The sequence below is a fragment of the Paracoccus sp. DMF-8 genome (assembly GCF_029309835.1).
Classification (GTDB): Bacteria; Pseudomonadota; Alphaproteobacteria; order Rhodobacterales; family Rhodobacteraceae; genus Paracoccus.
Window position 1 is genome coordinate 314758 of record NZ_JARJHL010000010.1, and the last position, 26382, is coordinate 341139.

Consider the following 26382-nt stretch of genomic DNA (forward strand, 5'->3'; position numbering starts at 1 on the left):
GGCATGGCCGCTATGCAGTTGCAGCATGGCAGCGATCAGGCGGTCTCGGCGACCGGCAGGCCGCCCTGCTGGCCGCGCCGCATTTCCTGAATTTCCTCCAGCACGAAGTCGCGGAAGGCCGAGACGCGGCGCGAGGCCCGCAGCTCTTCGGGAAAGGCCAGAAAGACCGGCACATCGGTCGATTCCAGATCGGGCAGCACGCGCACCAGTTCGGGCACGTCGGGGGCGACGTAATCGGGCAGGATGCCGATGCCGACATTGCTGATCACCGCCTGCAGGACCCCGAAATAGCTGTTGACCAGCAGGGTGGACGGCGTGTTCTGGCTGAGGATCATCTTGGACAGCACCGCGCCGGATGCGACCTGTGGCGTCGTCGGATTCTGGCAGATGATGCGGTGGTTGGCCAGATCCTCGACCCTGGTGGGGGTGCCGGCTTTTTCCAGATAGGTCTGCGTCGCGTAAAGCTGCATCCGCACACTCATCAACCGGCGGCGGATCAGGTCCTGCTGGTTGGGTTCCTTCATGCGGATGGCGACATCCGCCTCGCGCATGGGCAGGTCAAGCACGCGCTCTTCCAGAATCAGGTCGATCTTCAGGTCCGGATAGCGTTCGTAAAGCTTGGCCAGACGCGGCACCAGCCACAGCGTGCCAAAGCCGGTGGTCGTCGTCAGCTTGAGTTCGCCATATACATGTTCTTCGCTGTCGCGGATGCGCGCGGCGGTCGTGTCCAGCTTGCGCACCATCGACGAGGTCGCATCGAACAGCAATTCACCCTGTTCGGTCAGAATCAGCCCGCGTGCATGGCGGTGGAAAAGCGTCGTGCCAAGCAGATCTTCCAGCGCGCGGATCTGCCGGCTGACGGCGGATTGCGACAGGTGCAGCGTCTCGCCGGCATGGGTCAGGCTGCCCGCATCGGCGACCGCGTGAAATATTCTGAGCTTGTCCCAGTCCATCTGGTTGCTTTCTTGTCTTATCTGCCATGCATGACTTGCAACCCTTACCATAATGCGGGTGCAGCACAATATAGCGGAGATCGCCCAAGAAACCCCTTTGTCGGTCAGCAAGGTTGACCTATAATGGCTTATCCATCAGCTATGGAGGAAAGCCACATGGGTGCCCGGCAGTTTTCCTTGTCAGACCGCTACGATCTGTCGCAGCGTCACGTTCTGTTGAACGGCACGCAGGCGCTGGTCCGGCTGATGCTGATGCAAGCTCAGCGCGATCATGCTGCCGGGCTGAACACGGCAGGGTTGGTCACCGGCTATCGCGGCTCTCCGCTTGGCGGGGTCGATCTGCAGATGATGAAGTCGCACAAGGCGCTGGAGGCCGCGCGCGTGCTGTTCCAGCCCGGCCTGAACGAGGATCTGGCCGCCACCGCGATCTGGGGCAGCCAGCAGGCCGAACTGCGGGGCGAGGGCAGATATGACGGTGTCTTCGCGCTGTGGTATGGAAAGGGGCCGGGGGTCGACCGTTCGGGCGATGTGATGCGCCACGGCAATATGGCCGGATCGTCGCGTCATGGCGGCGTCGTCATGGCGATGGGCGATGACCATACGGGCGAAAGCTCGACCGTGCTGCATCAGTCGGATTGGGCGATGGTCGATGCCTATATCCCGGTGCTGTCGCCTGCCGGGGTGCAGGAAATCCTGGACTACGGGCTTTACGGTTTCGCGCTGTCGCGTTTCGCGGGCGTCTGGACCGGGCTGAAAACCATGAAGGACACGGTCGAGGCGACCAGCATCGTCGATGGCGATCCGGCGCGGATGCGCTTTGTCCTGCCCGATTTCGCGATGCCGGACGGTGGGCTGAACATCCGCCTAGGCGATACCCCCGTCGCGCAGGAAGCGCGGATGATCGACTACAAACGCTTTGCTGCCGAGGCCTTTGCCCGCGCCAACCGCATCGACCGCAAGGTCTGGGGCAAGCCCGGCGCGCGGATCGGTTTTGCCGCGGCGGGCAAGAACTGGCTGGATCTGGTCCATGCGCTGAGCCTGCTGGGCATCGACGAACACGAAGCCGACCGGCTTGGCCTGACCACCTACAAGATCGGCCAGACCTTTCCGATGGACATGAAGTCCTTTCAGGAATGGTCTGAAAAACTTGAATTGATCGTCGTGGTCGAGGAAAAGCGCAAACTGATCGAGGTGCAGGTCAAAGAGGCGATCTTTGACAACCGTCACGGGCGCCGGGTGCTGGGCTGGCACCATGACCGCAGCGGTGCAGAACTGTTCCCGACCCGCTACGCGCTGGATCCGGTGATGATCGCCCAAAGGATCGGCGGCATCCTGATCGAGGAAGGGCGCGGCACCGAAGCGATCAAGGTCGCCATCGACCGGCTGACCGAGGTTCGCCGCAGTGATAATTCACCCGAGATTGTCACCAGAACGCCTTGGTTTTGTTCGGGTTGTCCGCATAATACTTCGACCCGCCTGCCGGAAGGCGCGCGGGCTTATGCGGGGATCGGCTGTCACTATATGGTGCAGTGGATGGACCGCGACACCAATGGCTTCACCCATATGGGCGGCGAAGGCGTCAACTGGGTCGGAGAGGCACCGTTTTCAAAAAGAAATCATGTCTTTCAGAATCTTGGCGATGGAACCTATAATCATTCCGGCTCTTTGGCGATCCGCGCGGCCTTGGCCGCCGGGACCAATATCACCTACAAGATCCTGTTCAACGACGCCGTGGCCATGACCGGCGGCCAGCCGAACGAAGGCGGGCTGACCGCGCAACAGATCGTGCGCGAATTGCAGGCGATGGGCGTCAGCCCGGTCATCGCCGTTGTCGACGAAAAGGAAGATATCGACCGCGCGCAATTCCCGAACGGCCTGCGGTTCGAAGAACGCGCCAGCATGCTGGCCGTGCAAAAGGAGTTGGAAACCGTGCCGGGCGTCAGCGCCATCGTCTATATCCAGACCTGCGCCGCCGAAAAACGCCGCCGCCGCAAAAAGGGCGCCTTTCCCGATCCCGACCGCCGCATCTGGATCAACCCCGAGGTCTGCGAAGGCTGCGGCGATTGCGGGGTGCAGTCGAATTGCGTCTCGATCGTGCCGCTGGACACCGAACTGGGCCGCAAGCGTGCCATCGACCAGTCCAGTTGCAACAAGGATTATTCCTGCGTCAAAGGCTTTTGCCCCAGCTTCGTTTCGGTTCGCGGGGCCGGGTTGCGCCGTCCCAGGGCCGCGGCGCTGGATCTGCCCGACCTGCCTGCGCCCGATCTGCCCGAGATTCGCGGCACGCATAATCTGGTCGTCACGGGGGTCGGCGGCACCGGGGTCGTGACCATCGGCGCGGTGCTGGCGCAGGCCGCCCATATCGACGGCAAGGGCGCGGGCATGATGGAAATGGCGGGGCTGGCCCAGAAAGGCGGCGCGGTTCATATCCACCTGCGTCTGGCCAACCGCCCCGAGGATATCAGCGCGATCCGCGTCGCCGTGGGCGAGGCGGATGGCGTGATCGGCGGGGATCTGGTGGTGACGGCGGGGGCCAGGACGCTTGGCCTGATGACCAAGGGTCGCAGCGGCGCGGTGGTCAACAGCCACGAAATCGTGACCGGCGAATTCACCCGCAAGCGTGATTTCCAGATCCCCGCCGACCGCTTGCGCCTGTCGCTGGAGGCGCGTCTTGGCGGCAATGTGGCGTTTTTCGATGCCTCGACGCTGGCGCTGCGGTTGCTGGGCGATTCGATCTATTCGAACATGCTGATGCTGGGCGCGGCATGGCAGCGCGGGCTGGTGCCGCTGTCCGAACAGGCGATTTTGCAGGCGATTGCGCTGAACGGTGCCAAGGTCGCGGAAAACCAGCGCGCCTTTCGGATCGGGCGTTGGGCGATCACCCATGCCGCCGATGCCGAAGCCGCCTGTGCCGCGCCGGGCGCCGATGCCGCGCGTCCCGATCCGGTCGAATACCGCGCGGCGCGGCTGGTCGATTATCAGGATCAGGCGCTGGCGCAACGCTTTCGCGATCTGGTCGCGCTGGCCCCCGCCGATCTGCGCGACAGCGTCGCGGCGGGATATTACAAGATCTTGGCCTATAAGGATGAATACGAGGTCGCGCGGCTGCATCTGCAAACCGCCCAAGGCGTCGCGGAACAGTTCGAGGATGGCGCGAAACTGTCCTTTCACCTTGCCCCGCCGATGCTGCCCGGACGCGATCCCGATGGCCGCCCGCTGAAACGCGAATTCGGGGGCTGGGTCGTGCCGCTGTTTCGCATTCTGGCGCGGATGAAGCGGTTGCGCGGCACCATGCTGGACCCGTTCGGCTACGCCGCCGAGCGTCGTCAGGAACGCGCCGATATCGCGCGATATGAAACCGACATGCGCGCGGTTCTGCCCTTGATCGCCCCGGATATTGCGCCCGACACGCTGGCCGCGATCCGCGAACTGGCCGAACTGCCCCTGTCGGTGCGCGGTTACGGCCCGGTGCGCACCCCCGCTGCCGCAGCCGCCGCGACCCGGCGCGATGAATTGCTGGCGCTGATCCACGCCGGCGGCACCCCCTACCTTCGGGCTGCCGAGTGACAAAGCCGTTCCAATTTTCCCGCCGCCGCCCTAAACAACCACAACGGCACGGGGATGACGGAGGATCACATGGCGGTAGGCGTTTTCGATTCGGGCCTGGGCGGGCTGACGGTCAACCAGGCCATCGCCGCACGCATGCCCGATCTGCCGCTGGTCTATCTGGGCGACAATGCCCATACGCCTTACGGCGTGCGCGATGCCGATGACATCTATGATCTGACCTGCCGGGGCGTCGAACGCCTGTGGGAAGAAGGCTGCGATCTGGTGATCCTGGCCTGCAACACCGCATCCGCCGCGGCGCTTCGTCGCATGCAGGAAAGCTGGCTGCCCGAAGGCAAGCGGGTGCTGGGCGTCTTTGTCCCGATGATCGAGGCGCTGACCGAACGGCGTTGGGGCGACAACAGCCCCCCGCGCGAGGTGCAGGTGAAACATGTCGCGCTGTTCGCCACCCCGGCGACCGTCGCCAGCCGCGCCTTTCAGCGCGAATTGGCCTTTCGCGCCATAGGGGTAGACGTCGAAGCTCAACCTTGCGGCGGGGTGGTCGATGCCATCGAACAGGGCGACGAACTGCTGGCCGAGGCGCTGGTCACCAGCCATGTCGAGGCCCTGAAACGCCGCATGCCCCACCCCGAGGCGGCGATCCTGGGCTGCACACATTACCCGCTGATGCAGGCCGCGTTCCAAAAGGCGCTTGGCCCCGATGTCACGGTCTATTCGCAGGCGAACCTTGTCGCGGAAAGCCTGGAGGATTATCTGAAACGCAGGCCCGAAATGCTGGGCAGCGGCACGCGGTCGCGGTTTCTGACCACGGGCGACCCGGTGCGGGTTTCCGGCAAGGCCACGCAATTCCTGCGTCACGGGATCAGTTTCGACCAAGCTTGAAAAGGCAAGGCAACAGATGAAGAACCTGAAAAAGACCCGCCGCAAGCAGATCATCGGCGCTTCTGCCCTGGCGCTGGTTCTGGCCACGGCGCTGGTGGGTTACGGGTTCCGCGACGGGATCAACCTGTATCGTTCGCCCAGTGAACTGGCTGCTGCAACGCCTGATCCCGACGAATATTTTCAGTTGGGTGGGCTGGTTCTGGATGGCTCGATTGTCGAACGAGAGGGCGTAGAGTTCGATTTCGTCATCACGGATGGGGTGACCGAGGTTCCTGTGCGGTATGTCGGGCGCGATCCCCAGCCCGACCTTTTTGCAGAAGGTGACGGAACCATCGTCAAAGGCTATTACCGCGCCGGGATGTTCGAGGCGGATAACCTGCTTGCGAAACATGATGAAAGCTACATGCCCAAAGAGGTCATTGATACACTGAAGGCAACCGGCGTTTACGTTGATCCGAACGCCTGACGCAACGCACTCAGTGTTAACGAAGAGTTAACGGTCCCCGCCGACCCTGTTGCCCTTGGTAAAACCGGGGGCAAAAATGAAAACCGTCGAACAGATCGCGACCGAAATCATCGCGCGCGAAGGGGGCTACGTCAACGATCCCGACGATCCGGGCGGGGCGACGAAATACGGCGTCACCATCGGCACGATGCAGCGGCTTGGGCTGGACCTGAACCGCGACGGGCGCGTCGATGTCAATGATGTCGGGGCGCTGACCCGCGAACAGGCGCGCGACGTCTATGTCGAACATTACTTTCGCAAGCCGGGGCTGGCCGAACTGCCTGCCGGCCTGCAGGCTTCGGTCTTTGACATGTATGTCAATGCGGGCGCCAATGCGATCCGGATCCTGCAGCGGCTGGCGACGCGCATGGGCTTTGCAGCCAAGGATGACGGCATCATCGGGCCGAAAACGCTGGCCGCCGTCAATGCCGCCGCCGCTGCCGCGCCCGACCATATCGCCGATGCCTATGGCGTCGCGCGGCGCAACTATTACTACGCCCTGGCCGACAGCCGCCCGGCCAGCCGCAAATACGCCCGCACCACGACCGGCGGCAAGGGGGGCTGGATCACCCGCGCCGAGGAGTTCATCGCGGACCGCTATCACCTCAGCGCGGCCGAACACCGGATGAGGATCGCGAAATGGGCATGATGGAACGCATTACCGGCATTGGCGGCACGGCGGCGGCGGTGGGGACGGCGGCCACGAATATCGCGGAAATCTTCAACGTCAACCAGACCCGCCGGATGGAGCTGGACGAGGAAGCCTATGCCCGCGCCATCACCCAGATGGGCGTTGAGTTCCAGTCCCATCGCGGCGGCTGGTTCGACAGTTTCGTCAATGGCCTGAACCGCTTGCCGCGCCCGGTCCTGACGATGGGGACGCTTGGGCTGTTCGTCTATGCGATGACCGAACCCGAAGGTTTCGGGCTGCGCATGGAAAACCTGAACCTTGTGCCGGAACCCCTGTGGTGGCTTCTGGGGGCGATCATCAGCTTTTATTTCGGCGCGCGAGAGGCGCATTATTACCGCGTCCGCGGCTTCAACCGGACCGTCGCCAGGAACAGGCCGGAGACAACCCGATCGCCGGCCAGCCCGAAGGCGCTGGCGTCGCGCGTGCCGGTCAATGACGATTTCGCCGATAATGCCGCGCTGCGCGATTGGGCGGCCACTCTTTAGCCGCGACCATTGCCGCCACCATAAAAAAAGCCCCCGACCAGCGTCGGGGGCTTTGCCATATCGGGCAGGTCAGCTTTTGTCGCGGAAGAAGTTGTTGATCTGATCGTTCGCTTCTTCCTTGGTCCAGCCGTATTTTTCCTGCAACTTGCCGGCCAGCTTGTCCTGTTCCCCTTCGATCTGGGTCAGGTCGTCATCGGTCAGCTCGCCCCATTTTTCCTTGACCGAGCCGGTAAGCTGCGTCCACTTGCCTTTGATGATATCCCAATTCATGGCTTTCTCCTGTTTCAGAGCAGTATGCGGAAAAAACCCCCCGGCTTTGCGAAGGTTCCGACAAAAATTGCGGCGGTGCGGCATTCCGCCGGTCCCGGGGGCCACGCGGCTGTGACCATCTGACCCAATGGTGGGGCTGGTCCGGGACCGCGCGCGCGGCTATTCTTCGCCGATCAGACGGGAGTAGCCAGATGATCGCAGAGATCGGCCATTTTGCCCTTATCATCGCCTTTGCGGTGTCGTTGTTTCAGACATTCGTGCCGCTGATCGGGGCGCATAAGGGCTGGACCGGTTGGATCGAATCCGCGCGGCCCGCCGCCCTGATGCAGTTCGGGCTGGTGCTGGTGTCCTTTGTTGCGCTGACGATTGCCTTTGTGACCTCGGATTTCTCGGTCAAGCTCGTCTATGAGAATTCGCATACCGCCAAGCCGATGATCTACAAGATTTCCGGGGTCTGGGGGAACCACGAGGGCTCGATGCTGCTGTGGGTGCTGATCCTGGCGCTGTTCGGCGCGGCGGCCGCCAGCTTCGACCCGAACCTGCCGCCCAAGCTGCGCGCCCGCGCATTGGCGGTTCAGGGCGCGATCGGCGCGGCCTTCTATGCGTTCATCCTGTTCACCTCGAACCCCTTCCTGCGGCTGGTCAACCCGCCCTTCAATGGGCGCGACCTGAACCCGCTGCTGCAAGACCCTGGCCTGGCCTTCCACCCGCCGTTTCTCTATCTGGGCTATGTCGGCCTTTCGATGGCCTTCAGCTTTGCGCTGGCCGCCCTGATCGAGGGGCGCGTCGATGCGGCATGGGCGCGTTGGGTGCGGCCCTGGACCCTCAGCGCCTCGGATGTTCCTGACCATCGGCATCGCGCTTGATCGTGGTGGGCCTATTACGAGCTGGGCTGGGGCGGCTTCTGGTTCTGGGACCCGGTCGAAAACGCCAGCTTCATGCCCTGGCTGCTGGCCGCCGCCCTGCTGCATTCCGCCATCGTCGTCGAAAAGCGCGAGGTGCTGAAAAGCTGGACGATCCTGCTGGCGATCATGGCCTTTGGCTTTTCGCTGATCGGCACGTTCATTGTGCGCTCGGGCGTGATCACATCGGTCCACAGCTTTGCCCATGACCCGGAACGCGGCGTGTTCATTCTGGCGATCCTGGCGTTTTTCGTCGGCGGCGCGCTGGTGCTGTTCGCGATGCGGGCCAGCGCGATGCAGGCCGGGGCCTGTTCGCGCCGGTATCGCGTGAAGGTGCGCTGGTGATGAACAACATACTGCTGGCGGTTTCGGCGCTGGTCGTGTTTGTCGGCACGGTCTGGCCGCTGGTCGCGGAAATGGGCTGGGGCGCGAAACTGTCGGTGGGCGAGCCATTTTTCAACAAGGCCTTCACCCCCTTCATGATCGCGCTGGCCGTGATCCTGCCAGCAGGCGCCATCCTGCCGTGGAAGCGTGGCAACCTGAAACGGACCGCCAGGCCCTTGCGTGGGGCGCTGCTTTTCGCGCTGGCCGTGGCGGCGCTGGTTTACGCGGTCTCGACCGGGAATTCGGGGCTGGCGGTGATCGGTTCCGCGCTTGGCAGCTGGTTGATCGCCGGGGCTGCGGTTGACCTGTGGCAGCGCACCGGCAATTCCGGCGCGGCGCGCTTGCTGCGCCTGCCGCGCGCCGATTGGGGCAAGGCGATTGCCCATGCGAGCCCTGGCGTCACCTTCATCGGGGTCAGCCTGCTGATGGCCTGGCAGGTCGAGGATATCCGCGTGGCGCAGGTCGGCCAGACCTTCCCGGTCGGCCGCTATCAGGTCACGCTGGACGCGGTCGAGGACCATCCCGGCCCGAATTACAACGCCACCGTCGCGACCATGAGCGTGGCGCGGAACGGTCGCGCCATCGGCACGCTTTATCCCGAAAAACGCATCTATCCGGTGCAGGCGATGCCGACGACCGAAGCCGCGATCCGCAGCGGGTTTTTCCGCGACATCTATCTGGTGATCGGCGATCCGCAGCAGGGCGGGGGCTGGGCGGTGCGCAGCTATGTCAAACCCTTTGCCGCATGGATCTGGCTGGGTTCGGCGCTGATGGCGTTTGGTGCGCTGGTGTCGCTGTCGGACCGTCGCTATCGTGTCGCAGCCGGTGCCCGCCGCGCCGGTCCTGCCGCGCCGCGCCCTACACCCGCCGAATGACGACACCCGCCGAATGACGACACCCGCCGAATGACGATGCCCGCCGAATGATAATGACTGACCGACGGACCCCAAAGCCCATGCGCGCCCTGATCCTGTGCCTGTCCCTGCTGATCGCGCTGCCTGCGCTGGCTGTGCAGCCCGATGAGATTCTGGACGATCCGGTGCTGGAGGCGCGGGCGCGCGACATCTCGCGCGTGTTGCGCTGTCCGGTCTGCGCGGGCGAAAACATCGACGATTCCAATGCGCCGATCAGCCGCGACCTGCGCCTGTTCGTGCGTGACCGTCTGGTCGCGGGTGACACCGACCAGCAGGCCATCGACGCGATCACCGAACGCTTTGGCGAAATCGTTTTGTTCGAGCCGCCCCGGCGCGGGCTGAACTGGCTGCTTTATCTGGCGGGGCCGATCATGGCGGTGCTGGCGCTGCTGATCGCATGGCGATTCATGGCTTCGCGCGCGCGTGAGGAAAAGGCACCCGACGTCCTTTCCGCCGAAGAGCGCAAAAGGCTCGACAGTCTCATGCGCGACTGAAAAACTGCCCCTCGCGCAAGATCACGCGGGGGAGCAAGCGGATGGATTACCAGACAATTCTTTTTGCCATGCAGGACGGTGTCGCCACGGTGACGATGAACCGCCCCGAGGTGATGAATGCGCTGAGTTCGACCATGCGCGCCGAAATCACCCATGCGGCGACGGCGCTGCCTGCGGGCACGCGCTGTCTGGTCCTGACCGGCGCCGGGCGGGCCTTTTGTTCGGGGCAGGATCTGGGCGATGCCCGTGCCGCCGCCGATCTGGAAGGCACGCTGCGCGACGAATATGAACCGATGATCCACGCCCTGCGCAATGCGCCGGTGCCGGTGATTGCCGCCGTGAACGGGGTTGCGGCGGGGGCGGGGGCCAATCTGGCGCTGGTCGCCGATGTCGTGATCGCGGCGCGTTCGGCGAGTTTCGTGCAGGCCTTTACCCGCATTGGCCTGATGCCCGATGCGGGTGGCACCCATGTCCTGCCGCGTCTGGTCGGGCAGGCGCGCGCCATGGGGGCGATGCTGTTTGCCGACAGCATCACCGCCGATCAGGCCGCCGATTGGGGCATGATCTGGGAAGCCGTCGCGGATGAGGAATTCGCCGCTGTCGTGGCGGCGCGTGCGCTTGCGCTGGCCAAGGGGCCGACCCGCGCCTATCTGGCCGTGCGCGAGGCGCTGGCCGCATCCGCCGCGAATGATTTTGCCCGTCAGTTGCAGGTCGAGGCGCGTCTGCAGGGCGAATTGGGCCAAAGCGCCGATTTCACCGAAGGCGTCAGCGCCTTTTTGCAAAAGCGCGCGGCGCAATTCACCGGTGCCTGACATATCAGGCGCCTGACACAACCGGCGCCTGAGCCATCCGGCCCGCGCGTCAGCCGTAATCAGGCGATGCGGATGAAGCGCGGGCTGGTGCCGCGATTGTCGAAAAAGGGCACGCCCTCGGGGTCGTCCTGTGGGGTGCCGATGGTGCGGCGCAGCAGCGCGCCCACTTCGGCCAGAACGATTTCGGTGATGAAGGGCAGGTCCAGCCGGCGCGCCTCGGCCAGGGGGACCCAATGGATGTTCGACAGCTCGTCGCTGGCGCGGGAAAAATCGTGCGGATCGCCGTGGATCATCGCGGTATCCAGCAGAAAGAAGCGTGTGTCGAAACGCCGGGGCTGATGCGGGGGCGTGATCGCGCGGAAGAAATAGATCAGCCCCGACGGATCCGGGCTGATGCCGCCCGAAACATAGCCCGGCCATGTCGCGGGCGCCGCACCCGCCGCGCCGCAGAGCAGCCCGGTTTCCTCGGCCAGTTCGCGCAGGGCGGCGGCGGCCAGCCCCTCGGGCGTGGCGACAGAGGCGTCGCGCTGTTCGGCCAGCAGGCGTTGCAGGGATGACGGCGTCAGGGGCGACGAAAAGCTGATGCCCAGATCATCGGCATCCAGCGCGCCCCCCGGAAAGACGTATTTCGACGGCATGAAGGCCGCCTTCTTGCCGCGTTGGCCCATCAGGACCGCAGGCCCCCCCGCCGCATCGCGGTCCAGCACGACGATGGTTGCGGCGTCGCGGATCGGAACCGGGTTGGGGTTGGGATGGTCGGTCACGCGTATCCGGCCTTAATCGGCATGGCCGCCAAAGCCGTGCATCCGGCGCGCCCATTGAAAGCCGACGAAACCGCCCTTGAAGCGCGGCAGCAGGGCCAGCGACAGCACGACGGCGCCAATCGAAAAGCCGATCAGCATCGACATCGCCGAGGGGCGATAGGCCAGATAGATCGCCAGCAGCAGGGGCGCACCCAGATGCGAGACGATCAGGATGGTCAGATAGGCGGGGCCGTCATCGGCGCGCTGGTGGTGCAGATCCTCGCCGCAATTCGGGCATTCGGATTTCACGGTCAGATAGCCGTCGAACATCCTGCCCTGGCCGCAAGCCGGACAGCGGCACATGAAACCGCGCAGCAGCGCCTGTTTGACCGAGCGGTCATGGTGCGTTTCCGAGGGGAATGTGTCCGACATCGCAGCGTCCTTTGCAGCGTCCATTGCTGTGCTGCGGCAAAGATAGAGATCCTGCCGGGAAATGAAAGGGCAAAGCTTTGCCCAAGGCTTGGACAATAGGTCGCAGAGCGGCGCGGGCGGCATGGCGATCCTGTCTCGGTCACGCCAGCCTGCGGGCAGGGTGCCTTCACGCAGGGGGCCCTGCATCAGCCCCGCTAGCGCCAGTCCCGCCAGCGCCAGTCCCGCCAGCGACGGGCCAGCGGCGCGGGGCGCCCAGCCATTGTTCGGGGTTGTCGCACAAGATGCGCTGTTTCAGCAGGGGCGGGCGGATTTGGGTGCCTTCCGGAATGGACCTGCGGCGGTCAAGGCGAAAGCGGGCCATCGCGCATGAAAAAGGGCGCCCCGATGGGGCGCCCCGATCTGCCAGAGGCAGGGGGATGATTACATCATGCCGCCCATGCCGCCCATGTCGGGCATGCCGCCGCCAGCCGGTTTCGGCTCGGGCTTTTCAGAGATCATCGCTTCGGTGGTGATCAGCAGGCCAGCAACCGAGGCCGCATCTTCCAGCGCGGTGCGCACGACCTTGGCCGGGTCGATGACGCCGAATTTGAACATGTCGCCATATTCTTCGGTCTGCGCGTTGAAGCCGAATGCCTTGTCGCTCGATTCGCGGACCTTGCCGGCCACGACAGCGCCGTCGACGCCAGCGTTTTCAGCGATCTGGCGCATCGGAGCCTCCAGCGCGCGGCGCACGATGGCGACGCCGGCTTCCTGATCGGGGTTTTCGCCCTTCAGGCCTTCCAGCACCTTGCCGCCCTGAACCAGAGCAACGCCACCACCGACGACTACGCCCTCTTGAACGGCGGCGCGGGTCGCGTTCAGCGCGTCATCGACGCGGTCCTTGCGCTCTTTCACTTCGACTTCGGTCATGCCGCCGACGCGGATCACGGCAACGCCGCCAGCCAGTTTGGCCACGCGCTCTTGCAGTTTTTCCTTGTCGTAGTCCGAGGTGGTTTCCTCGATCTGCTGGCGGATCTGGCTGACGCGGGCTTCGATCTCGGCTTTTTCACCCGAACCATCGACGATGGTGGTGTTGTCCTTGTTGATCGAAACTTTTTTCGCGCGGCCCAGCATGTCGATGGTGACGTTTTCCAGCTTCATGCCCAGATCTTCGCTGATGACCTGACCGCCGGTCAGGATCGCGATGTCCTGCAGCATGGCCTTGCGGCGATCGCCGAAGCCCGGAGCCTTGACGGCAGCGATTTTCAGACCGCCGCGCAGCTTGTTGACGACCAGCGTGGCCAGAGCCTCGCCTTCGACGTCTTCGGCGATGATCAGCAGGGGCTTGCCCGACTGGATGACGGCTTCCAGCAGCGGAACCATCGGCTGCAGCGACGAGAGCTTTTTCTCGTGCAGCAGGATGAAGGCGTCTTCCAGATCCGCGACCATCTTGTCGGGGTTGGTGACGAAGTAGGGCGACAGGTAGCCGCGGTCGAACTGCATGCCTTCGACGACTTCGACCTCGGTTTCCATGCCTTTGTTTTCTTCGACGGTGATGACACCCTCGTTGCCGACTTTCTGCATGGCGTCAGCGATGAAGCGGCCGATCTGGGCCTCGCCGTTGGCCGAAATGGTGCCGACCTGCGCGACTTCGTCGCTGTCACTGACCGGGCGCGATGCGCCTTTGATCGCTTCGACGACTTTCGAGGTCGCCAGATCGATGCCGCGCTTCAGGTCCATCGGGTTCAGACCGGCTGCAACCGATTTCAGACCTTCCTTGATGATGGCCTGGGCCAGCACGGTCGCGGTGGTGGTGCCGTCGCCGGCTTCGTCATTGGTGCGCGACGCGACTTCGCGGACCATCTGGGCGCCCATGTTTTCGAACTTGTCGGACAGTTCGATTTCCTTGGCGACCGAAACGCCGTCCTTGGTGATGCGCGGTGCGCCGAACGACTTGTCGATGACGACGTTGCGGCCTTTCGGGCCGAGAGTGACCTTGACGGCATCCGCGAGGATGTTCACGCCTTTCAGCATGCGGTCGCGGGCGTCGGTGCCGAACTTGACTTCCTTAGCAGCCATTTTTCAATTCCCTGAATTCGTTTCGTTGAAAGGATGGACGTTCGCTCAGCTGATGATGCCGAGGATGTCGCTTTCCTTCATGATCAGCAGTTCTTCGCCGTCGACGGTGACCTCGGTGCCCGACCATTTGCCGAACAGGATGCGGTCGCCAGCTTTCACGCTCGGCGCGATCAGCTCGCCCGAATCCTTGCGCGCGCCTTCGCCGACCGAGACGATTTCGCCCTCGGCGGGTTTTTCCTTGGCGCTGTCGGGGATGATCAGGCCGCCCTTGGTTCTTTCGTCCGACTGGACGCGGCGGACCAGAACGCGGTCGTGCAGCGGTTTGAATGCCATGTGAACACTCCGGTGTTTCAGGTTTCAGTGTTGCTGTTGGCACTCACCTGATGCGAGTGCCAATGACGAGCTATCTAGGTTTGGCGTCAGGGGCTGTCAACAGCCTGCAACCGCTAATTTTCCCCGTCCGCCCGTGGCTTTCCGAAAATCGCCGGCAAACCCCGCCTGCGCTGGCACTTGGCGCGGGGGCGTGCCATCCTGCCGCGACCCGTGCCCAATCACCGGAGCCTATCGCCGCCATGCGCCTTGCTGCCCTGCGCCTTCGCCTGACCGCCGCCGCCCTTTCCGTTTTCGCGTCCGTTTTTGCCCTTGCCGCGCCGGTTTCCGCCGCCGAATGCGTGGGGCAGGACCTGATCGCCCGGATGGACCCGGACCAGCGCGCCGCGCTGGATGCGGCGGTCGAGGGCGTGCCCTTTCGTCACGGCCTGTTCTGGGAGGCGCGCAAGGATGACATGCGCCTGACCCTGATCGGCACCTATCATTTCGGCGATCCCCGTCATGATGCCGTGCTGGACCGTTTCGGCCCGATGATCGACGAGGCCGACCGCCTGCTGGTCGAGGCGGGGCCGCAGGAAATGGCGCGGCTTCAGCAGGCGATGATCGACGACCCGAATCTGCTGATGGATCAGGATGGCCCGACCCTGCCGGAACGCCTTGCGCCGGGGGAATGGGATTCGGTGTCGCAGACCATGGGCGCGCGCGGCATTCCCGCCTTTGTCGTGTCCAAGATGCGGCCCTGGTATGTGTCGATGATGATGGGCCTGTCGCCCTGCATGTTGCAGCAGGTGGCGGAAACCGGAAAGACCGGCGGGCTGGATCAGTTGCTGATGGATCGGGCCGAAATCAGCGACACGCCCATTGCCGCGCTGGAACCCTGGGACACGCTGTTTTCGCTGTTTCAGGGCCTGACCCCGGACGAGGAAATCGAGATGATCGTCGCCGCCTTGCCCGCCGCCGAACATGCCGATGATTACGGCACCACGCTGGTCAACGCCTATTTCCAGCAGGATGTCTGGCGCATCTGGGAATTCGGACGCATTGACGCCTATGAAAACAGCGGGTTGCCGCGCGACCGGATCGACCAGCAATTCGTGCTGGCCCAGACCAAGATGATGGACGAACGCAACGAAAGCTGGATCGCGCCCCTGACCGATGCCGCGCGTCAGGCGGCGGAGAGGCAGGCGGCGGACAAGCAGGCGGCGGACAAGCGGGTGGGGGGGCATGTCATCGCGGCCTTCGGCGCGCTGCATCTGCCCGGCGAAAAGGGCGTGCTGAACCTGTTGCAGCAGGATGGCTGGACCCTGACGCGGCTGAACCTGAATTTGCCCGACCGCGCGAATTGACCCCGAACGGCGGCTGACATGCTGCCCGAGCTGCGCCGTCACGCGATCTTTCTGGCGACATTTGCGATGGGGATGGCGGTCGGGCTGGCCTGCTACGGGCTTGCGCCCATCGACCGGGCGCTGATGCGCTCTTTGCCATGGATCTGCGGATGAACTGGCTGATATCGGGCCATGCAGGGACTGGCGACGAATGCCGCCAGTCCCTGCAAGACCGGCCTGCAAACGTCAGCCCCGCGCTGGCGCACGGGGCTGATGGTTCTTACAGAATGAAATCTGTCCCAAGCAGCGGGCCGGCCATATTCACCTGCACCGAGAAATCCGCCTTGCCGTCGCCATTGACATCGCCGTTGACGAACAGCGCGCCATTCAGCCGCACCGCCCGCAACTCTCCGGCCGTTTCGGAAAATGCGGCGCTGCCGATATAGGAAAAGGCCTGATCCCCGGCGCGGGTGGTGTTCGCGTCGATCACGCTCAGGTCGATGCGGTCGCCTTGTGCGCGGTTGAAATCGACGATCACATCGCGCGCCGCAGCCATCGGCCGGGATTCAAGCAGATGCTCAAAAACAAAGACATCCGCCCCCGCCCCGCCGGTCAGACGGTCCGCGCCCAGCCCGCCGGTCAGCCGGTCGTCGCCCGCGCCGCCATTCAGGATATCGGCCCCCAGACCACCCCGCAGAATATTGTCCCCGGCATTGCCGGTGATGCTGTTGCTCAGCGCGTTGCCGGTGCCCGCCAGATCGCCATTGCCCAACAGCACCAGATTTTCGACATTCGCCCCAAGCGTGAAATTCACGGTCGAACGGACGGTGTCGGTGCCCTGACCCGCCAGTTCGATCACCCGGTCGCCCGCATTGTCGACGATATAGATGTCATTGCCCAAGCCTCCCAGCATCCTGTCCGCGCCCGCGCCACCGTTCAAGGTGTCGGCCCCGGCTCCGCCGTTCAGCGTGTCGTTGCCACCATACCCTCCGAGGTGATCGGCCCGGAGACGGCCGACCAGATTGTCGGCCCTTGCGGTTCCGTTGATGTCGTCATCCTGGACGGTAAAGCTAGCCGACAGCAGTGCGGGACGACCTAAAGCGGAGTCCGTAACACTTTCATAGACTCTGATTTCGAACCTTTCGTCGCGCTCCTGAAAGGTATCAGCATTCAGTCTGACCGTGAACGCCCCCCGAGATTCAACGGAAACGAAGCTGGACAGAGCAAATTGATCCGCTGGCTCGCCGTTCACCAGATTGGACCAGAAATCATCCCAGAAATCACCTGTCTGGCCGGTCATCGGCACAATTTGCACATATACGTTTCGATACTGGACCGGGGCCTGATCGAAGGTAAAATTCAGGAAATTTCCGCCGCCTTGTGACCCGGAAGTAACCGAACCTTCCACGACGGTCCGGCCAAAGTTGCTTGAGATTGTAAAACCGTTGCCGCGTGCAAGAACAGCCATTGTCCGTTATCCCATTGTTCACGAGTTGAGGTCGAGAAGGTCACGATTTCGTAATTGCTGTGTCCGCGCGGGCGATGCAATGCGAACCAGGCATCTTGGTTAAGCGAGTCGCGCCCGCCGCGGGATCAATAGACATCCGCAGCCGCTGCACCTATAACGCCCGCGACCTTCAAAGCATTTCGCAGGTATCCCATGATCAAGGTTTTCGGCCACAAGGCCCCAGACACCGATTCGACCGGCTCTCCCATCATCTGGGCCTGGTATCTTTCCGAAGTGCGCAAGACGCCCGCCGGGGCCGTCCTGCAGGGCGAACCCAATACAGAAGCGGCATGGCTGTTGCAGAAATGGGGTCTGGACAAGCCCGAGATCATCGCGGATGTGGCGGCGGGCGACAAATGCGTCATCGTCGACACCAACAACCCGGCCGAACTGCCCGCCTCGATCAACGAGGCCGAGGTGCTGGAAATCATCGACCACCACCTGCTGGCGGGCGGTATCAAGACCCGCACGCCGATCAACATCACCATCCGCCCGCTGGCCTGCACCGCGACGATCATGCATGACCTGATCGGCGACGAGGACCTGAACCGCGCCCCTGCCGCGATCAAGGGCGCGATGCTGACCTGCATCCTCTCTGACACGCTGGAATTCCGCAGCCCGACCACGACGCCGCATGACCGTTTCGTCGCTGAAAAGCTGGCGAAGGATCTGGGCGTTTCGATCCCGGAATATGCGGCGGAAATGTTTGCGGCGAAATCCGATGTCTCGGCTTTCGCTGATGCCGACCTGCTGCGCATGGACAGCAAGGAATACGAGCTGGGCGGCAAGCAGCTGCGCATTTCGGTTCTGGAAACCACCGCGCCGCAGATCCTGCTGGACCGCAAGGCCGCGCTGATGGCCGCGATGCCGGGCGTTGCCGCCGCCGATGGCGCCGACGAGGTCCTGCTGTTCGTCATCGATATCCTGAAGGAAGAGGCGACGCTGCTGATCCCCAACGACTTCGTCAAGCAGATCGCCGAGAAAAGCTTTGGCGCCGTCGTCACCGGCGACAGCGTCGTCTTGCCCGGCATCATGTCGCGCAAGAAACAGATCATCCCGGCCCTTGCGGACTGATCCTGCGCCCTGACCCGATACGGGCGGCCAGCGGGCCGCCCTTTTCCATATTGAAAGGCAATCCCGATGACCCGCATCATCCAGACGCTCGATGACATTGGCACGCTTTATGACGTGCTGTTCTGCGATCTCTGGGGGTGTCTGCACAATGGCCAGCGCGCCTATCCGGCGGCGGTCGCGGCGTTGCAGCGTTTTCGCGCGGGTGGCGGGCAGGTCGTCCTGCTGACCAATGCCCCGCGTCCCGCGCCTTTCGTGGCCGGGCAGCTGGAACGCCTGAACGTCCCGCGCGATGCCTGGGACATGATCGTCAGTTCCGGCGATGCGGCACAGGATGCGATGTTCGCCGGCGCCGTCGGTCACAAGGTCTGGGCCATCGCCCCCGAAAAGGATGACGGCTTTTTCACCGATATTCCCGCTGAATGGCAGGGCCGCGCGCAGATCACCCGCGTGCCTCTGGACGAGGCCGAGGGCATCGTCGTCACAGGCCCCTTTGACGAAGACAATGACAAGCCACAGGATTACCGCGCCGAATTCCTGCTGGCCAAGGCGCGCGGGCTGAAAATGCTCTGCGCCAATCCCGATATCGTCGTCGACATGGGTGACCGCCGCATCATCTGCGCGGGTGCCCTAGCCGAATATTATCAGGCGATGGATGGCGAGGCGCTGTATTTCGGCAAGCCCCATCCCCCGATCTACGACCTTGCCCGGCGCAAGCTGAACCTGCGCTCCGACAGCCGCATCCTCGCCATCGGCGACGGCATCGACACCGATGTTCTGGGCGCCGAGGCCGAGGGGATTGATTGCCTGTTCGTCACCGGCGGTCTGGCCCATGACCAGTTCGGCCCCGATGTCGAGGCTCCTGAACAGGCCGCTCTGGACCATTGGCTGGCCGAGCGGGTGCGCAACCCCTCCTATGCGATCGGGCGGCTGCGGTGATGGCTTGGTAATTATCTAACACTTTTGGGTCACCTGTTGTTATTTTCTTGCTTTCAGGATTTCGCGCTGCTACGCAGCGGAAATTCGCAATGGAGGGCGGGATGATGCTGGATCAGGTGCAGCGCGGGACCATTTATGTCGAGGATCTGGAAATCGGCATGACCCGCTCGCTGACCAAGGAGGTCACGCGCAAGGATATCGAACTGTTCGCCGAGGTTTCGACCGACCGCAATCCGGTGCATCTGGATGATGGTTACGCGGCGGGAACCATGTTCAAGGGCTGCATCGCGCATGGCATGCTGACCGCCGGCCTGATCTCGGCGGTGATCGGGGAACAACTGCCGGGCCACGGCACCGTCTATCTGGGCCAGTCGCTGAAATTCATGGCCCCCGTGCGCCCCGGCGATGTCGTCGTGACCGAGGTGACGGTGACGGATGTGGACATGGCCAAGCGCAGGGTGATACTTGCAACCAGTTGCCGCGTGGGCGATACGGTCGTCCTCAAGGGCGAGGCGACCGTTCTGGCGCCAAGCCGCAAGACAGACTGACGGGGCCACAGGCGGTCCCGATGCCGGGGACCGAACTTGCACATCCATCACGACTGGACAGGCCTTCCCGCTGATGCCCGTGGCGCGACCGTTGCCATGGGCAATTTCGACGGGGTCCATCTGGGACATCGCGCGGTCATCGACGCCGCCCGCGCGGCCTGCGACGCCCCGCTTGGCGTCATCCTGTTTGAACCCCATCCGCGTGAATATTTTGCCCCCGATGCACCGCCCTTTCGCCTGATGAATGCGGAATCGCGGGCCAACCGTCTGGAAAGGCTTGGGGTCCGGCATCTGTTCCAGATGCCTTTCGGCGCGGTTCTGGCAGGCCTTGCGCCCGAGGTCTTCGCGCGCGAGGTTCTGGTCGATGGGCTTGGCATCCGCCATGTCACCGTCGGGCAGGATTTCCAGTTCGGCAAGGGCCGGGCGGGCAATGCCGGAACCCTGCGCGATCTGGGGCAGGAACTGGGCTTTGGCACGACCATCGTGCCTCTGCTGGGCGAGGGGGCGCATTACAGTTCCTCGGCCATCCGCCTGGCCTTGGCCGAGGGCGGGTGCGTGACGCGGCGCGGATGCTGGGCCATTGGCACCGCATCGACGGCGAGGTGCTGCACGGCGACAAGCGCGGCCGCGACCTTGGCTTTCCCACCGCGAATATGGCGCTGGACCGTCTGCACCGCCCGGCCTTCGGCATCTATGCCGTGCTGGTCGATGTGCTGACCGGCCCGAACAAGGGCAGCTACAAGGGCGTGGCCAGTCTGGGCGTGCGCCCGACCTTCGGCGTCAATAACCCCAATCTGGAAAGCTACATCTTTGATTTCTCGGGGTCGTTATATGGTGAACATCTGTCGGTGGCGCTGGTCGACTATCTGCGCCCGGAACTGAAATTCACGGATCTTGATGCGCTGGTCGCCCAGATGGGGCGGGACAGCGAACAGGCCCGCGCCATTCTGGCCGATCACTGATGCGGGCCGAATTCTGGAAACTGCCGCTGAAAAACCTCGACCGCGAGGAATGGGAAGCATTATGTGACGGCTGCGGCAAATGCTGCCTGAACAAGATCGAATTCGAAGACACCGGTGAAATCGCCTTTACCCGCGTTGCCTGCCGGCTGCTGGATGGCGAAAGCTGTCAATGTTCGAACTACGCCAACCGCCACCGATATGTCCCCGATTGCGTCGTCCTGACCCCGAAAAAGCTGCGCGAAATCGCGTGGTGGCTGCCGCGCACCTGCGCCTATCGCCTGCGCTCCGAAGGCAAGCCCCTGTTCGATTGGCATTACCTGATCTCGGGCGATCGCGACAGCATCCATCGCGCGGGCATGTCGGTGCGCGGCTGGACGGTCAGCGAATTGTCCGTGGCCGAAGAAGACTGGGAAGATCACCTGATAGAGGATCTGTCGTGAATTTCGCATCCGACAATACCGGCGGGGTCCATCCCCGGATCATGCAGGCGATTGCGGCGGCGAATGCGGGGAACCTGCCCTCTTACGGCGCCGACGGGATCACCGGGGCGGCGCAGAATGCGCTGCGCCGGATCTTTGATGCGCCCGAGGCGGCGGTCCATTTCGTCGCAACCGGCACGGCGGCGAATGCGCTGGCCCTGTCGCTGCTGACCCCGCCCTGGGGGCGGGTGTTCTGTCACCAGAGCGGCCATATCCAGACCAGCGAAAGCGGCGCGCCGGAATTTTACACCTCGGGCGCCAAGCTGGTGCCGGTCGCCGGGGCGCATGGCCGGATCGATCCCGATGCGCTGGCCGGGGCGTTGCACGAATTCGGGCGGTCCTCGGTTCACGCGGGGCGGAATGCGGCGATCAGCCTGACCAATGCCACCGAATGGGGCACGGTCTATGACCCCGATCAGGTCGCGACCCTGGCCGATGCGGCCTATCGCGCGGGCATGGCCGCGCATATGGACGGTGCGCGTTTCGCCAATGCGCTGGCTGCGCAGGATGTCAGCCCCGCCGATCTCAGTTGGCGTGCCGGGGTCGATGTGCTGACGCTTGGCGGGACCAAGAATGGCTGCATGGGCGTCGAGGCGGTCCTGATCTTTGATCCCGCCCGCGCCGAGGAATTCGAATATCGCCGCAAGCGCGGCGGGCATCTGCTGTCCAAGCACCGTTTCCTGTCCGCGCAGATCCTTGCATGGCTGGAAGACGGGCTGTGGCTGGAAATCGCCGCCCATGCGACACCTGCATGGCGGCAATGCTGGGGCAGGGGATGCAAGGCGTTGCCCGCGCGCGCCTGCTGGCGCCGGTGCAGACCAACAGCGTTTTCGCGACCCTGCCGCGCCCGATGGTCGGCGCCGCCCGTGCTGCGGGCGCGCAGTTCCACCTTTGGCCCGGCGATCACATCGACGACGGGCAGGGGCCCTTACCGGTGCGGCTGGTCTGCGGTTGGGAGACGCAGCCGCAGGATGTTCAGGCGTTACTGGATATCCTGACGCAAAGCGCGGGCGATCAGCTCAAAGGCATGTAAGACGGTCGCCGCGCGGATCCCCGCACGCCCGATATCGCCGAAATCCACGCTTTCCGTCCGCGTGCCCGCCGCTGTCGCAAGGCCGAAACAGACCCTGCCCACCGGCTTTTCCGCCGATCCCCCGCCCGGCCCCGCGATGCCGGTAACGGAAACCGCAACACTGGCCTGCGACCGCGCCAGCGCGCCGCTGGCCATTTCGGCGGCGGTTTCCCGGCTGACCGCGCCGTGACGGGCCAGCGTTTCGGGGCGAACGCCCAGCATCGCGGTCTTGGCGGCGTTCGAATAGGTGACGAAACCGCAATCGACGACATCGGACGAACCCGCGATCTCGGTCAGGCCGGCGGCGATCAACCCGCCGGTGCAGCTTTCCGCCGTGGCGATCATCGCCCCGTGTTGTCTTGCAAGTTCAAGCAGTTCCGCCGCATTCATCGAAACTCTCCATCTCTGCGTCAGGGCGCCTGTTCATTCTGCGCCGCCAGCATGTGTTTTTTCAAGTATCGGCGCGACCGTCATGCGCGGCAGATCTGCGCTTACCCGCAGCGCCGGGATGCAAATCGCGCCGGTGCAGGGCATGGCCGGTTCCGGATCGGGGCAATTCAGAGCCGCCGTTTCGTCGCATCCGGATTGCGATTATGATGCCACCAAATCCGCATATCGTCTGCACCGACACTTGACCTTCCGGCAGGAATGTATACAGAAGTATACCAAGCCCGGCCCGGCCCAAAACCGGCAGCCATGATGTCAGTCAGCCAAAGGGAACGCAGATGAGTCTCTATGCCCGCTATCTCGATGAGATTTCCACCCGCAAAGCGCAGGGACTAAGCCCTAAGCCGATCGACGACGGCGCGCTGGTGGCGGAAATCGTCGCGCAGATCCGCGATGCCTCGCATCCGCATCGTGCCGATTCCCTGCAATATTTCATCTATAACACGCTGCCCGGCACGACCAGCGCGGCAGGCGTCAAGGCCGAATTCCTCAAGGAAATCGTGCAGGGTCAGGCGGTGGTGCCGGAAATCACCCCGACCTTTGCGCTGGAACTGCTGTCGCATATGAAGGGCGGGCCGTCGGTGCGGGTGCTGCTGGATCTGGCATTGAAGCGGGACCGCGCCATTGCCGAACAGGCGGGCGAGGTGCTGAAAACCCAGGTTTTCCTGTATGATGCCGACACCGACCGCCTGAAAGCGGCGCATGCCGCCGGCAACCCGGTCGCGACCGACATCCTGCACAGCTATGCCCGCGCCGAATTCTATACCAACCTGCCCGATATCGAGGATGAGGTCGAGGTCGTGACCTTTATCGCCGCCGAGGGCGATATTTCGACCGACCTGCTGTCGCCCGGCAATCAGGCCCATTCGCGCGCCGACCGCGAACTGCACGGGCTGTGCATGTGCGACGAGGCCGCGCAGAAACATATTCAGGAACTGAAGCTGCAGCACCCCGGCAAGCGCATCATGATGATCGCGGAAAAGGGCACGATGGGCGTCGGCTCGTCGCGGATGTCGGGCGTCAACAACGTCGCGCTGTGGACGGGCAAGCAGGCCTCGCCCTATGCGCCTTTCGTCAATATCGCGCCTGTCGTCGCGGGGACCAACGGCATTTCGCCGATCTTTGCGACCACGGTTGACGTCACCGGCGGCATTGGCGTGAACCTGAAAAACTGGGTCAGGAAAACCGATGCCGATGGCAAGCCGATCCTGAACAATGACGGCAACCCGGTGCTGGAACAGAAATTCTCGGTCGAGACGGGCACGGTTCTGCGCATCGACACCAAGAAAAAGAAGCTGCTGAGCGAAAGCGGCGAGGAACTGGCCGATCTGTCGTCGTCCTTTACCCCGCAAAAGGTCGAATTCATGAAGGCGGGCGGGTCCTATGCCATCGTCTTCGGCAAGAAGCTGCAAACCGTCGCGGCGGAAATTCTGGGGATCGAGCCGCCGGTCGTCTTTGCCCCCTCGAAGGAAATCAGCATCGAAGGCCGTGGCCTGACCGCCGTCGAAAAGATCTTCAACGCCAATGCCCGCGGCGTCGCCCCCGGCAAGGTGCTGCACGCCGGGTCCGACGTGCGGGTGCGCGTGAACATCGTCGGCAGCCAGGACACTACCGGCCCGATGACCGCGCAGGAACTGGAGGCGATGGCCGCCACCGTCATTTCGCCGCTGGTCGACGGCGCCTACCAGTCGGGGTGCCACACGGCTTCCGTCTGGGACAAGAAGGCGCAGGACAATATCCCCAGGCTGATGTCTTTCATGAACAGCTTTGGCCTTGTCACCGCCCGCGATCCCGAAGGCGTCTATCACCCGATGACCGACGTGATCCACAAGGTGCTGAACGACATCACCGTGGACGATTGGGCGATCATCATCGGCGGCGACAGCCACACCCGCATGTCCAAGGGCGTGGCCTTTGGCGCGGATCTGGGCACTGTCGCACTGGCGCTGGCCACCGCCGAGGCGGAAATGCCGATCCCGGAATCCGTCAAGGTGACCTTCAAGGGCCAGATGGCCCCCCATATGGATTTCCGCGATGTGGTCCATGCGACGCAGGCGCAGATGCTGAAGCAATGCGGCGACAACGTCTTTCAGGGCCGCATCATCGAGGTCCATATCGGCACGCTGCTGGCCGATCAGGCATTCACCTTCACCGACTGGACCGCCGAGATGAAGGCCAAGGCGGCGATCTGCATTTCCGAAGACGAGACGATGATCCAGTCGCTGGAACTGGCCAAGTCGCGCATCCAGATCATGATCGACAAGGGGATGGAACAGCGCAGCGGCATGCTGGCCCGGCTGATCGCTCTGGCCGATACCCGCATCGCGCAGATCCGCTCGGGCGAAAAGCCGGCGCTGAAACCCGATGACAACGCCAGATACTTTGCCGAGGTCGTCGTCGATCTGGACCTGATCGACGAGCCGATGATCGCCGACCCCGACGTGAACAACGCCGATGTGTCCAAGCGCTATACCCATGACACGATCCGCCCGATTTCCTATTATGGCGCGGAAAAGAAGGTCGATCTGGGCTTTGTCGGGTCCTGCATGGTCCACAAGGGCGATATCAAGATCGTCGCGCAGATGCTGAAAAACATCGAGGAAACCGCCGGCAAGGTCGAATTCAAGGCCCCGCTGGTTGTCGCCGCGCCGACCTATAACATCATCGACGAGCTGAAGGCCGAAGGTGACTGGGACGTTCTGGCGAAATATTCGGGCTTTGAATTCGACGACATGATGCCCAAGGCCAAGGCGCGGACCGAATACGAAAACATCCTGTATCTGGAACGCCCCGGCTGCAACCTGTGCATGGGCAACCAGGAAAAGGCCGAAAAGGGCGACACGGTTCTGGCAACCTCGACCCGTCTGTTCCAGGGCCGCGTGGTCGCTGACAGCGAGACGAAGAAAGGTGAATCGCTGCTGGCCTCGACCCCGGTTGTCGTCCTGTCCGCCGTTCTGGGCCGGACGCCGACGCTGGACGAATACAAGGCCGCGGTCAAAGGTATCGACCTGACCAAATTCGCCCCGCCGGTGCAAAAACCGCTGGACAGCCAGTCCGTCCACTTCTGATCGCGACGCAACCCGTCACCGACAACGGCCCGCCATCGGCGGGCCGCATCGCATCTGATGGATCGAACAGAAACCTGGCGACGGGACAGCGTCTGCAACCCCCGCAACCATTCGATGCCGTCCTCCGACAGATGCTGTGCTTCGTCAGCCAGCAAGGTGTGCTTACGCCGCCATTCGCTGGTTTCAATCTGCCCCATCAGCATTTCCCGACGCAGAGGGATGGACTTGCCGTTCGGGTTCTCCCAAGGCAGAAAATGACGAAACAGAACCTCGGAAACGTCGCTGGGTTTATCTTCACCGCTCTTGAAGGTGATGTAATGGCCTCACTTTCGGCGGCGGCGAACCGCTTGAGCGACATGGCTTTACCGCAACCGGGCAGGCCCGCGATCATGGTAAAGCGCGCACCATCGCCCTCATAGATCAGGTGCAGGGACCGCAGGATATCCCGCGCGACCTCCGTCACCACGAATGTTCCCGGTTCGGGCCTTTGCGCGCCCGCCTTGGAAAACTGAACCACTTCTGCGATTCTAACCTCCGTTCAG

24 protein-coding genes and 2 pseudogenes are annotated in these 26382 nt (G+C 63.5%); 18 read left to right on the forward strand and 8 right to left on the reverse strand.

Annotation, left to right across the window (positions count from 1 at the left end; genetic code table 11):
* Window positions 1–35: 35 nt before the first annotated feature.
* Entirely contained in the window at window positions 36–953 is a 918-nt protein-coding gene (locus PE067_RS08595; RefSeq protein WP_276188885.1) for a LysR family transcriptional regulator, read from the reverse strand.
* A gap of 123 nt (window positions 954–1076) precedes the next feature.
* Between PE067_RS08595 and PE067_RS08600 the strand changes: the two genes are divergently transcribed.
* The 5 genes from PE067_RS08600 to PE067_RS08620 all read left to right on the forward strand — a co-directional run bounded on the left by PE067_RS08600 (window position 1077) and on the right by PE067_RS08620 (window position 7083).
* Window positions 1077–4520, forward strand: coding sequence for an indolepyruvate ferredoxin oxidoreductase family protein (locus PE067_RS08600; RefSeq protein ID WP_276188888.1), 3444 nt, complete (start codon window positions 1077–1079; stop codon window positions 4518–4520).
* Between the two features lie 69 nt (window positions 4521–4589).
* Window positions 4590–5402: an aspartate/glutamate racemase family protein gene (locus PE067_RS08605; protein ID WP_276188890.1), complete on the forward strand. Its 813-nt coding sequence runs from the start codon at window positions 4590–4592 to the stop codon at window positions 5400–5402.
* Between the two features lie 16 nt (window positions 5403–5418).
* A complete protein-coding gene (gene ccmE / locus PE067_RS08610) occupies window positions 5419–5868 on the forward strand; it encodes a cytochrome c maturation protein CcmE (protein ID WP_276188892.1) in 450 nt (149 codons plus the stop codon).
* Window positions 5869–5944: 76 nt separating this feature from the next.
* Entirely contained in the window at window positions 5945–6556 is a 612-nt protein-coding gene (locus PE067_RS08615) for a holin-associated N-acetylmuramidase (protein ID WP_276188894.1), read from the forward strand.
* Window positions 6556–7083 (forward strand): holin family protein, encoded by a 528-nt coding sequence (locus PE067_RS08620; protein WP_276188896.1) that lies wholly within the window; start codon window positions 6556–6558, stop codon window positions 7081–7083. The genes PE067_RS08615 and PE067_RS08620 overlap by 1 nt, the downstream gene beginning before the upstream one ends.
* A 69-nt stretch (window positions 7084–7152) precedes the next feature.
* On the opposite strand, the gene PE067_RS08625 is transcribed toward PE067_RS08620, so the two are convergent.
* A complete protein-coding gene (locus PE067_RS08625) occupies window positions 7153–7353 on the reverse strand; it encodes a CsbD family protein (protein WP_276188898.1) in 201 nt (66 codons plus the stop codon).
* Between the two features lie 191 nt (window positions 7354–7544).
* Between PE067_RS08625 and PE067_RS08630 the strand changes: the two are divergent.
* From PE067_RS08630 to PE067_RS08640, 3 genes and pseudogenes are all read left to right on the forward strand, one after another.
* Window positions 7545–9514: pseudogene (locus PE067_RS08630) on the forward strand (heme lyase CcmF/NrfE family subunit).
* Between the two features lie 80 nt (window positions 9515–9594).
* A complete protein-coding gene (locus PE067_RS08635) occupies window positions 9595–10047 on the forward strand; it encodes a cytochrome c-type biogenesis protein CcmH (protein WP_276188900.1) in 453 nt (150 codons plus the stop codon).
* Between the two features lie 41 nt (window positions 10048–10088).
* A complete protein-coding gene (locus PE067_RS08640; RefSeq protein WP_276188902.1) occupies window positions 10089–10859 on the forward strand; it encodes an enoyl-CoA hydratase-related protein in 771 nt (256 codons plus the stop codon).
* 59 nt (window positions 10860–10918) lie between these two features.
* On the opposite strand, the gene PE067_RS08645 is transcribed toward PE067_RS08640, so the two are convergent.
* The 4 genes from PE067_RS08645 to PE067_RS08660 all read right to left on the reverse strand — a co-directional run bounded on the left by PE067_RS08645 (window position 10919) and on the right by PE067_RS08660 (window position 14425).
* Entirely contained in the window at window positions 10919–11623 is a 705-nt protein-coding gene (locus tag PE067_RS08645; protein WP_276188904.1) for an NUDIX domain-containing protein, read from the reverse strand.
* A 12-nt stretch (window positions 11624–11635) separates the two neighbouring features.
* On the reverse strand, window positions 11636–12034 hold the full coding sequence (locus tag PE067_RS08650; protein ID WP_276188906.1) for a DUF983 domain-containing protein: 399 nt from the start codon (window positions 12032–12034) through the stop codon (window positions 11636–11638).
* A gap of 420 nt (window positions 12035–12454) precedes the next feature.
* Window positions 12455–14092: a chaperonin GroEL gene (gene groL / locus PE067_RS08655; protein WP_276188908.1), complete on the reverse strand. Its 1638-nt coding sequence runs from the start codon at window positions 14090–14092 to the stop codon at window positions 12455–12457.
* A gap of 45 nt (window positions 14093–14137) precedes the next feature.
* On the reverse strand, window positions 14138–14425 hold the full coding sequence (locus tag PE067_RS08660) for a co-chaperone GroES (protein WP_276188910.1): 288 nt from the start codon (window positions 14423–14425) through the stop codon (window positions 14138–14140).
* Window positions 14426–14664: 239 nt separating this feature from the next.
* Between PE067_RS08660 and PE067_RS08665 the strand changes: the two genes are divergently transcribed.
* Window positions 14665–15768, forward strand: coding sequence for a TraB/GumN family protein (locus tag PE067_RS08665; RefSeq protein WP_276188912.1), 1104 nt, complete (start codon window positions 14665–14667; stop codon window positions 15766–15768).
* 18 nt (window positions 15769–15786) lie between these two features.
* Window positions 15787–15921 (forward strand): hypothetical protein, encoded by a 135-nt coding sequence (locus tag PE067_RS08670; protein ID WP_276188915.1) that lies wholly within the window; start codon window positions 15787–15789, stop codon window positions 15919–15921.
* A 106-nt stretch (window positions 15922–16027) separates the two neighbouring features.
* Here the strand turns inward: PE067_RS08670 and PE067_RS08675 are convergent, their stop codons facing one another.
* On the reverse strand, window positions 16028–17047 hold the full coding sequence (locus PE067_RS08675) for a hypothetical protein (RefSeq protein WP_276188917.1): 1020 nt from the start codon (window positions 17045–17047) through the stop codon (window positions 16028–16030).
* On the opposite strand from PE067_RS08675, the gene PE067_RS08680 reads away from it, so the two are divergent.
* The 7 genes and pseudogenes from PE067_RS08680 (at window position 16976) to PE067_RS08710 (ending at window position 22251) form a co-directional block, all read left to right on the forward strand.
* Window positions 16976–17131 (forward strand): hypothetical protein, encoded by a 156-nt coding sequence (locus PE067_RS08680; protein WP_276189524.1) that lies wholly within the window; start codon window positions 16976–16978, stop codon window positions 17129–17131. The two genes, PE067_RS08675 and PE067_RS08680, sit on opposite strands and share 72 nt — an antisense overlap.
* A 276-nt stretch (window positions 17132–17407) precedes the next feature.
* Window positions 17408–18328, forward strand: coding sequence for a manganese-dependent inorganic pyrophosphatase (locus PE067_RS08685; RefSeq protein ID WP_276188919.1), 921 nt, complete (start codon window positions 17408–17410; stop codon window positions 18326–18328).
* Window positions 18329–18394: 66 nt separating this feature from the next.
* Window positions 18395–19264, forward strand: coding sequence for a TIGR01459 family HAD-type hydrolase (locus tag PE067_RS08690; protein WP_276188921.1), 870 nt, complete (start codon window positions 18395–18397; stop codon window positions 19262–19264).
* A gap of 104 nt (window positions 19265–19368) precedes the next feature.
* The gene (locus PE067_RS08695) at window positions 19369–19812 is read left to right on the forward strand and encodes a MaoC family dehydratase (protein WP_276189506.1); all 444 of its coding nucleotides are present in this window, start codon (window positions 19369–19371) and stop codon (window positions 19810–19812) included.
* 36 nt (window positions 19813–19848) lie between these two features.
* Window positions 19849–20774, forward strand: a pseudogene (locus tag PE067_RS08700) (bifunctional riboflavin kinase/FAD synthetase).
* Window positions 20774–21214 carry a YcgN family cysteine cluster protein gene (locus tag PE067_RS08705; RefSeq protein ID WP_276188923.1) on the forward strand — a complete coding sequence of 147 codons (441 nt, stop codon included), beginning with the start codon at window positions 20774–20776 and terminating at the stop codon, window positions 21212–21214. Before PE067_RS08700 ends, PE067_RS08705 begins: the two are co-directional and overlap by 1 nt.
* Window positions 21211–22251 (forward strand): beta-eliminating lyase-related protein, encoded by a 1041-nt coding sequence (locus tag PE067_RS08710; protein WP_276188925.1) that lies wholly within the window; start codon window positions 21211–21213, stop codon window positions 22249–22251. Before PE067_RS08705 ends, PE067_RS08710 begins: the two co-directional genes overlap by 4 nt.
* Here PE067_RS08710 and PE067_RS08715 read toward each other — a convergent pair.
* Window positions 22236–22715, reverse strand: a complete 480-nt coding sequence (locus tag PE067_RS08715; RefSeq protein WP_276188928.1) for a CinA family protein — start codon at window positions 22713–22715, stop codon at window positions 22236–22238. The genes PE067_RS08710 and PE067_RS08715 overlap by 16 nt on opposite strands.
* A gap of 335 nt (window positions 22716–23050) precedes the next feature.
* Here PE067_RS08715 and PE067_RS08720 point away from each other — a divergent pair, with 335 nt between their 5' ends.
* Window positions 23051–25840, forward strand: a complete 2790-nt coding sequence (locus PE067_RS08720) for a bifunctional aconitate hydratase 2/2-methylisocitrate dehydratase (RefSeq protein WP_276188930.1) — start codon at window positions 23051–23053, stop codon at window positions 25838–25840.
* The last annotated feature ends 542 nt before the right edge of the window (window positions 25841–26382 follow it).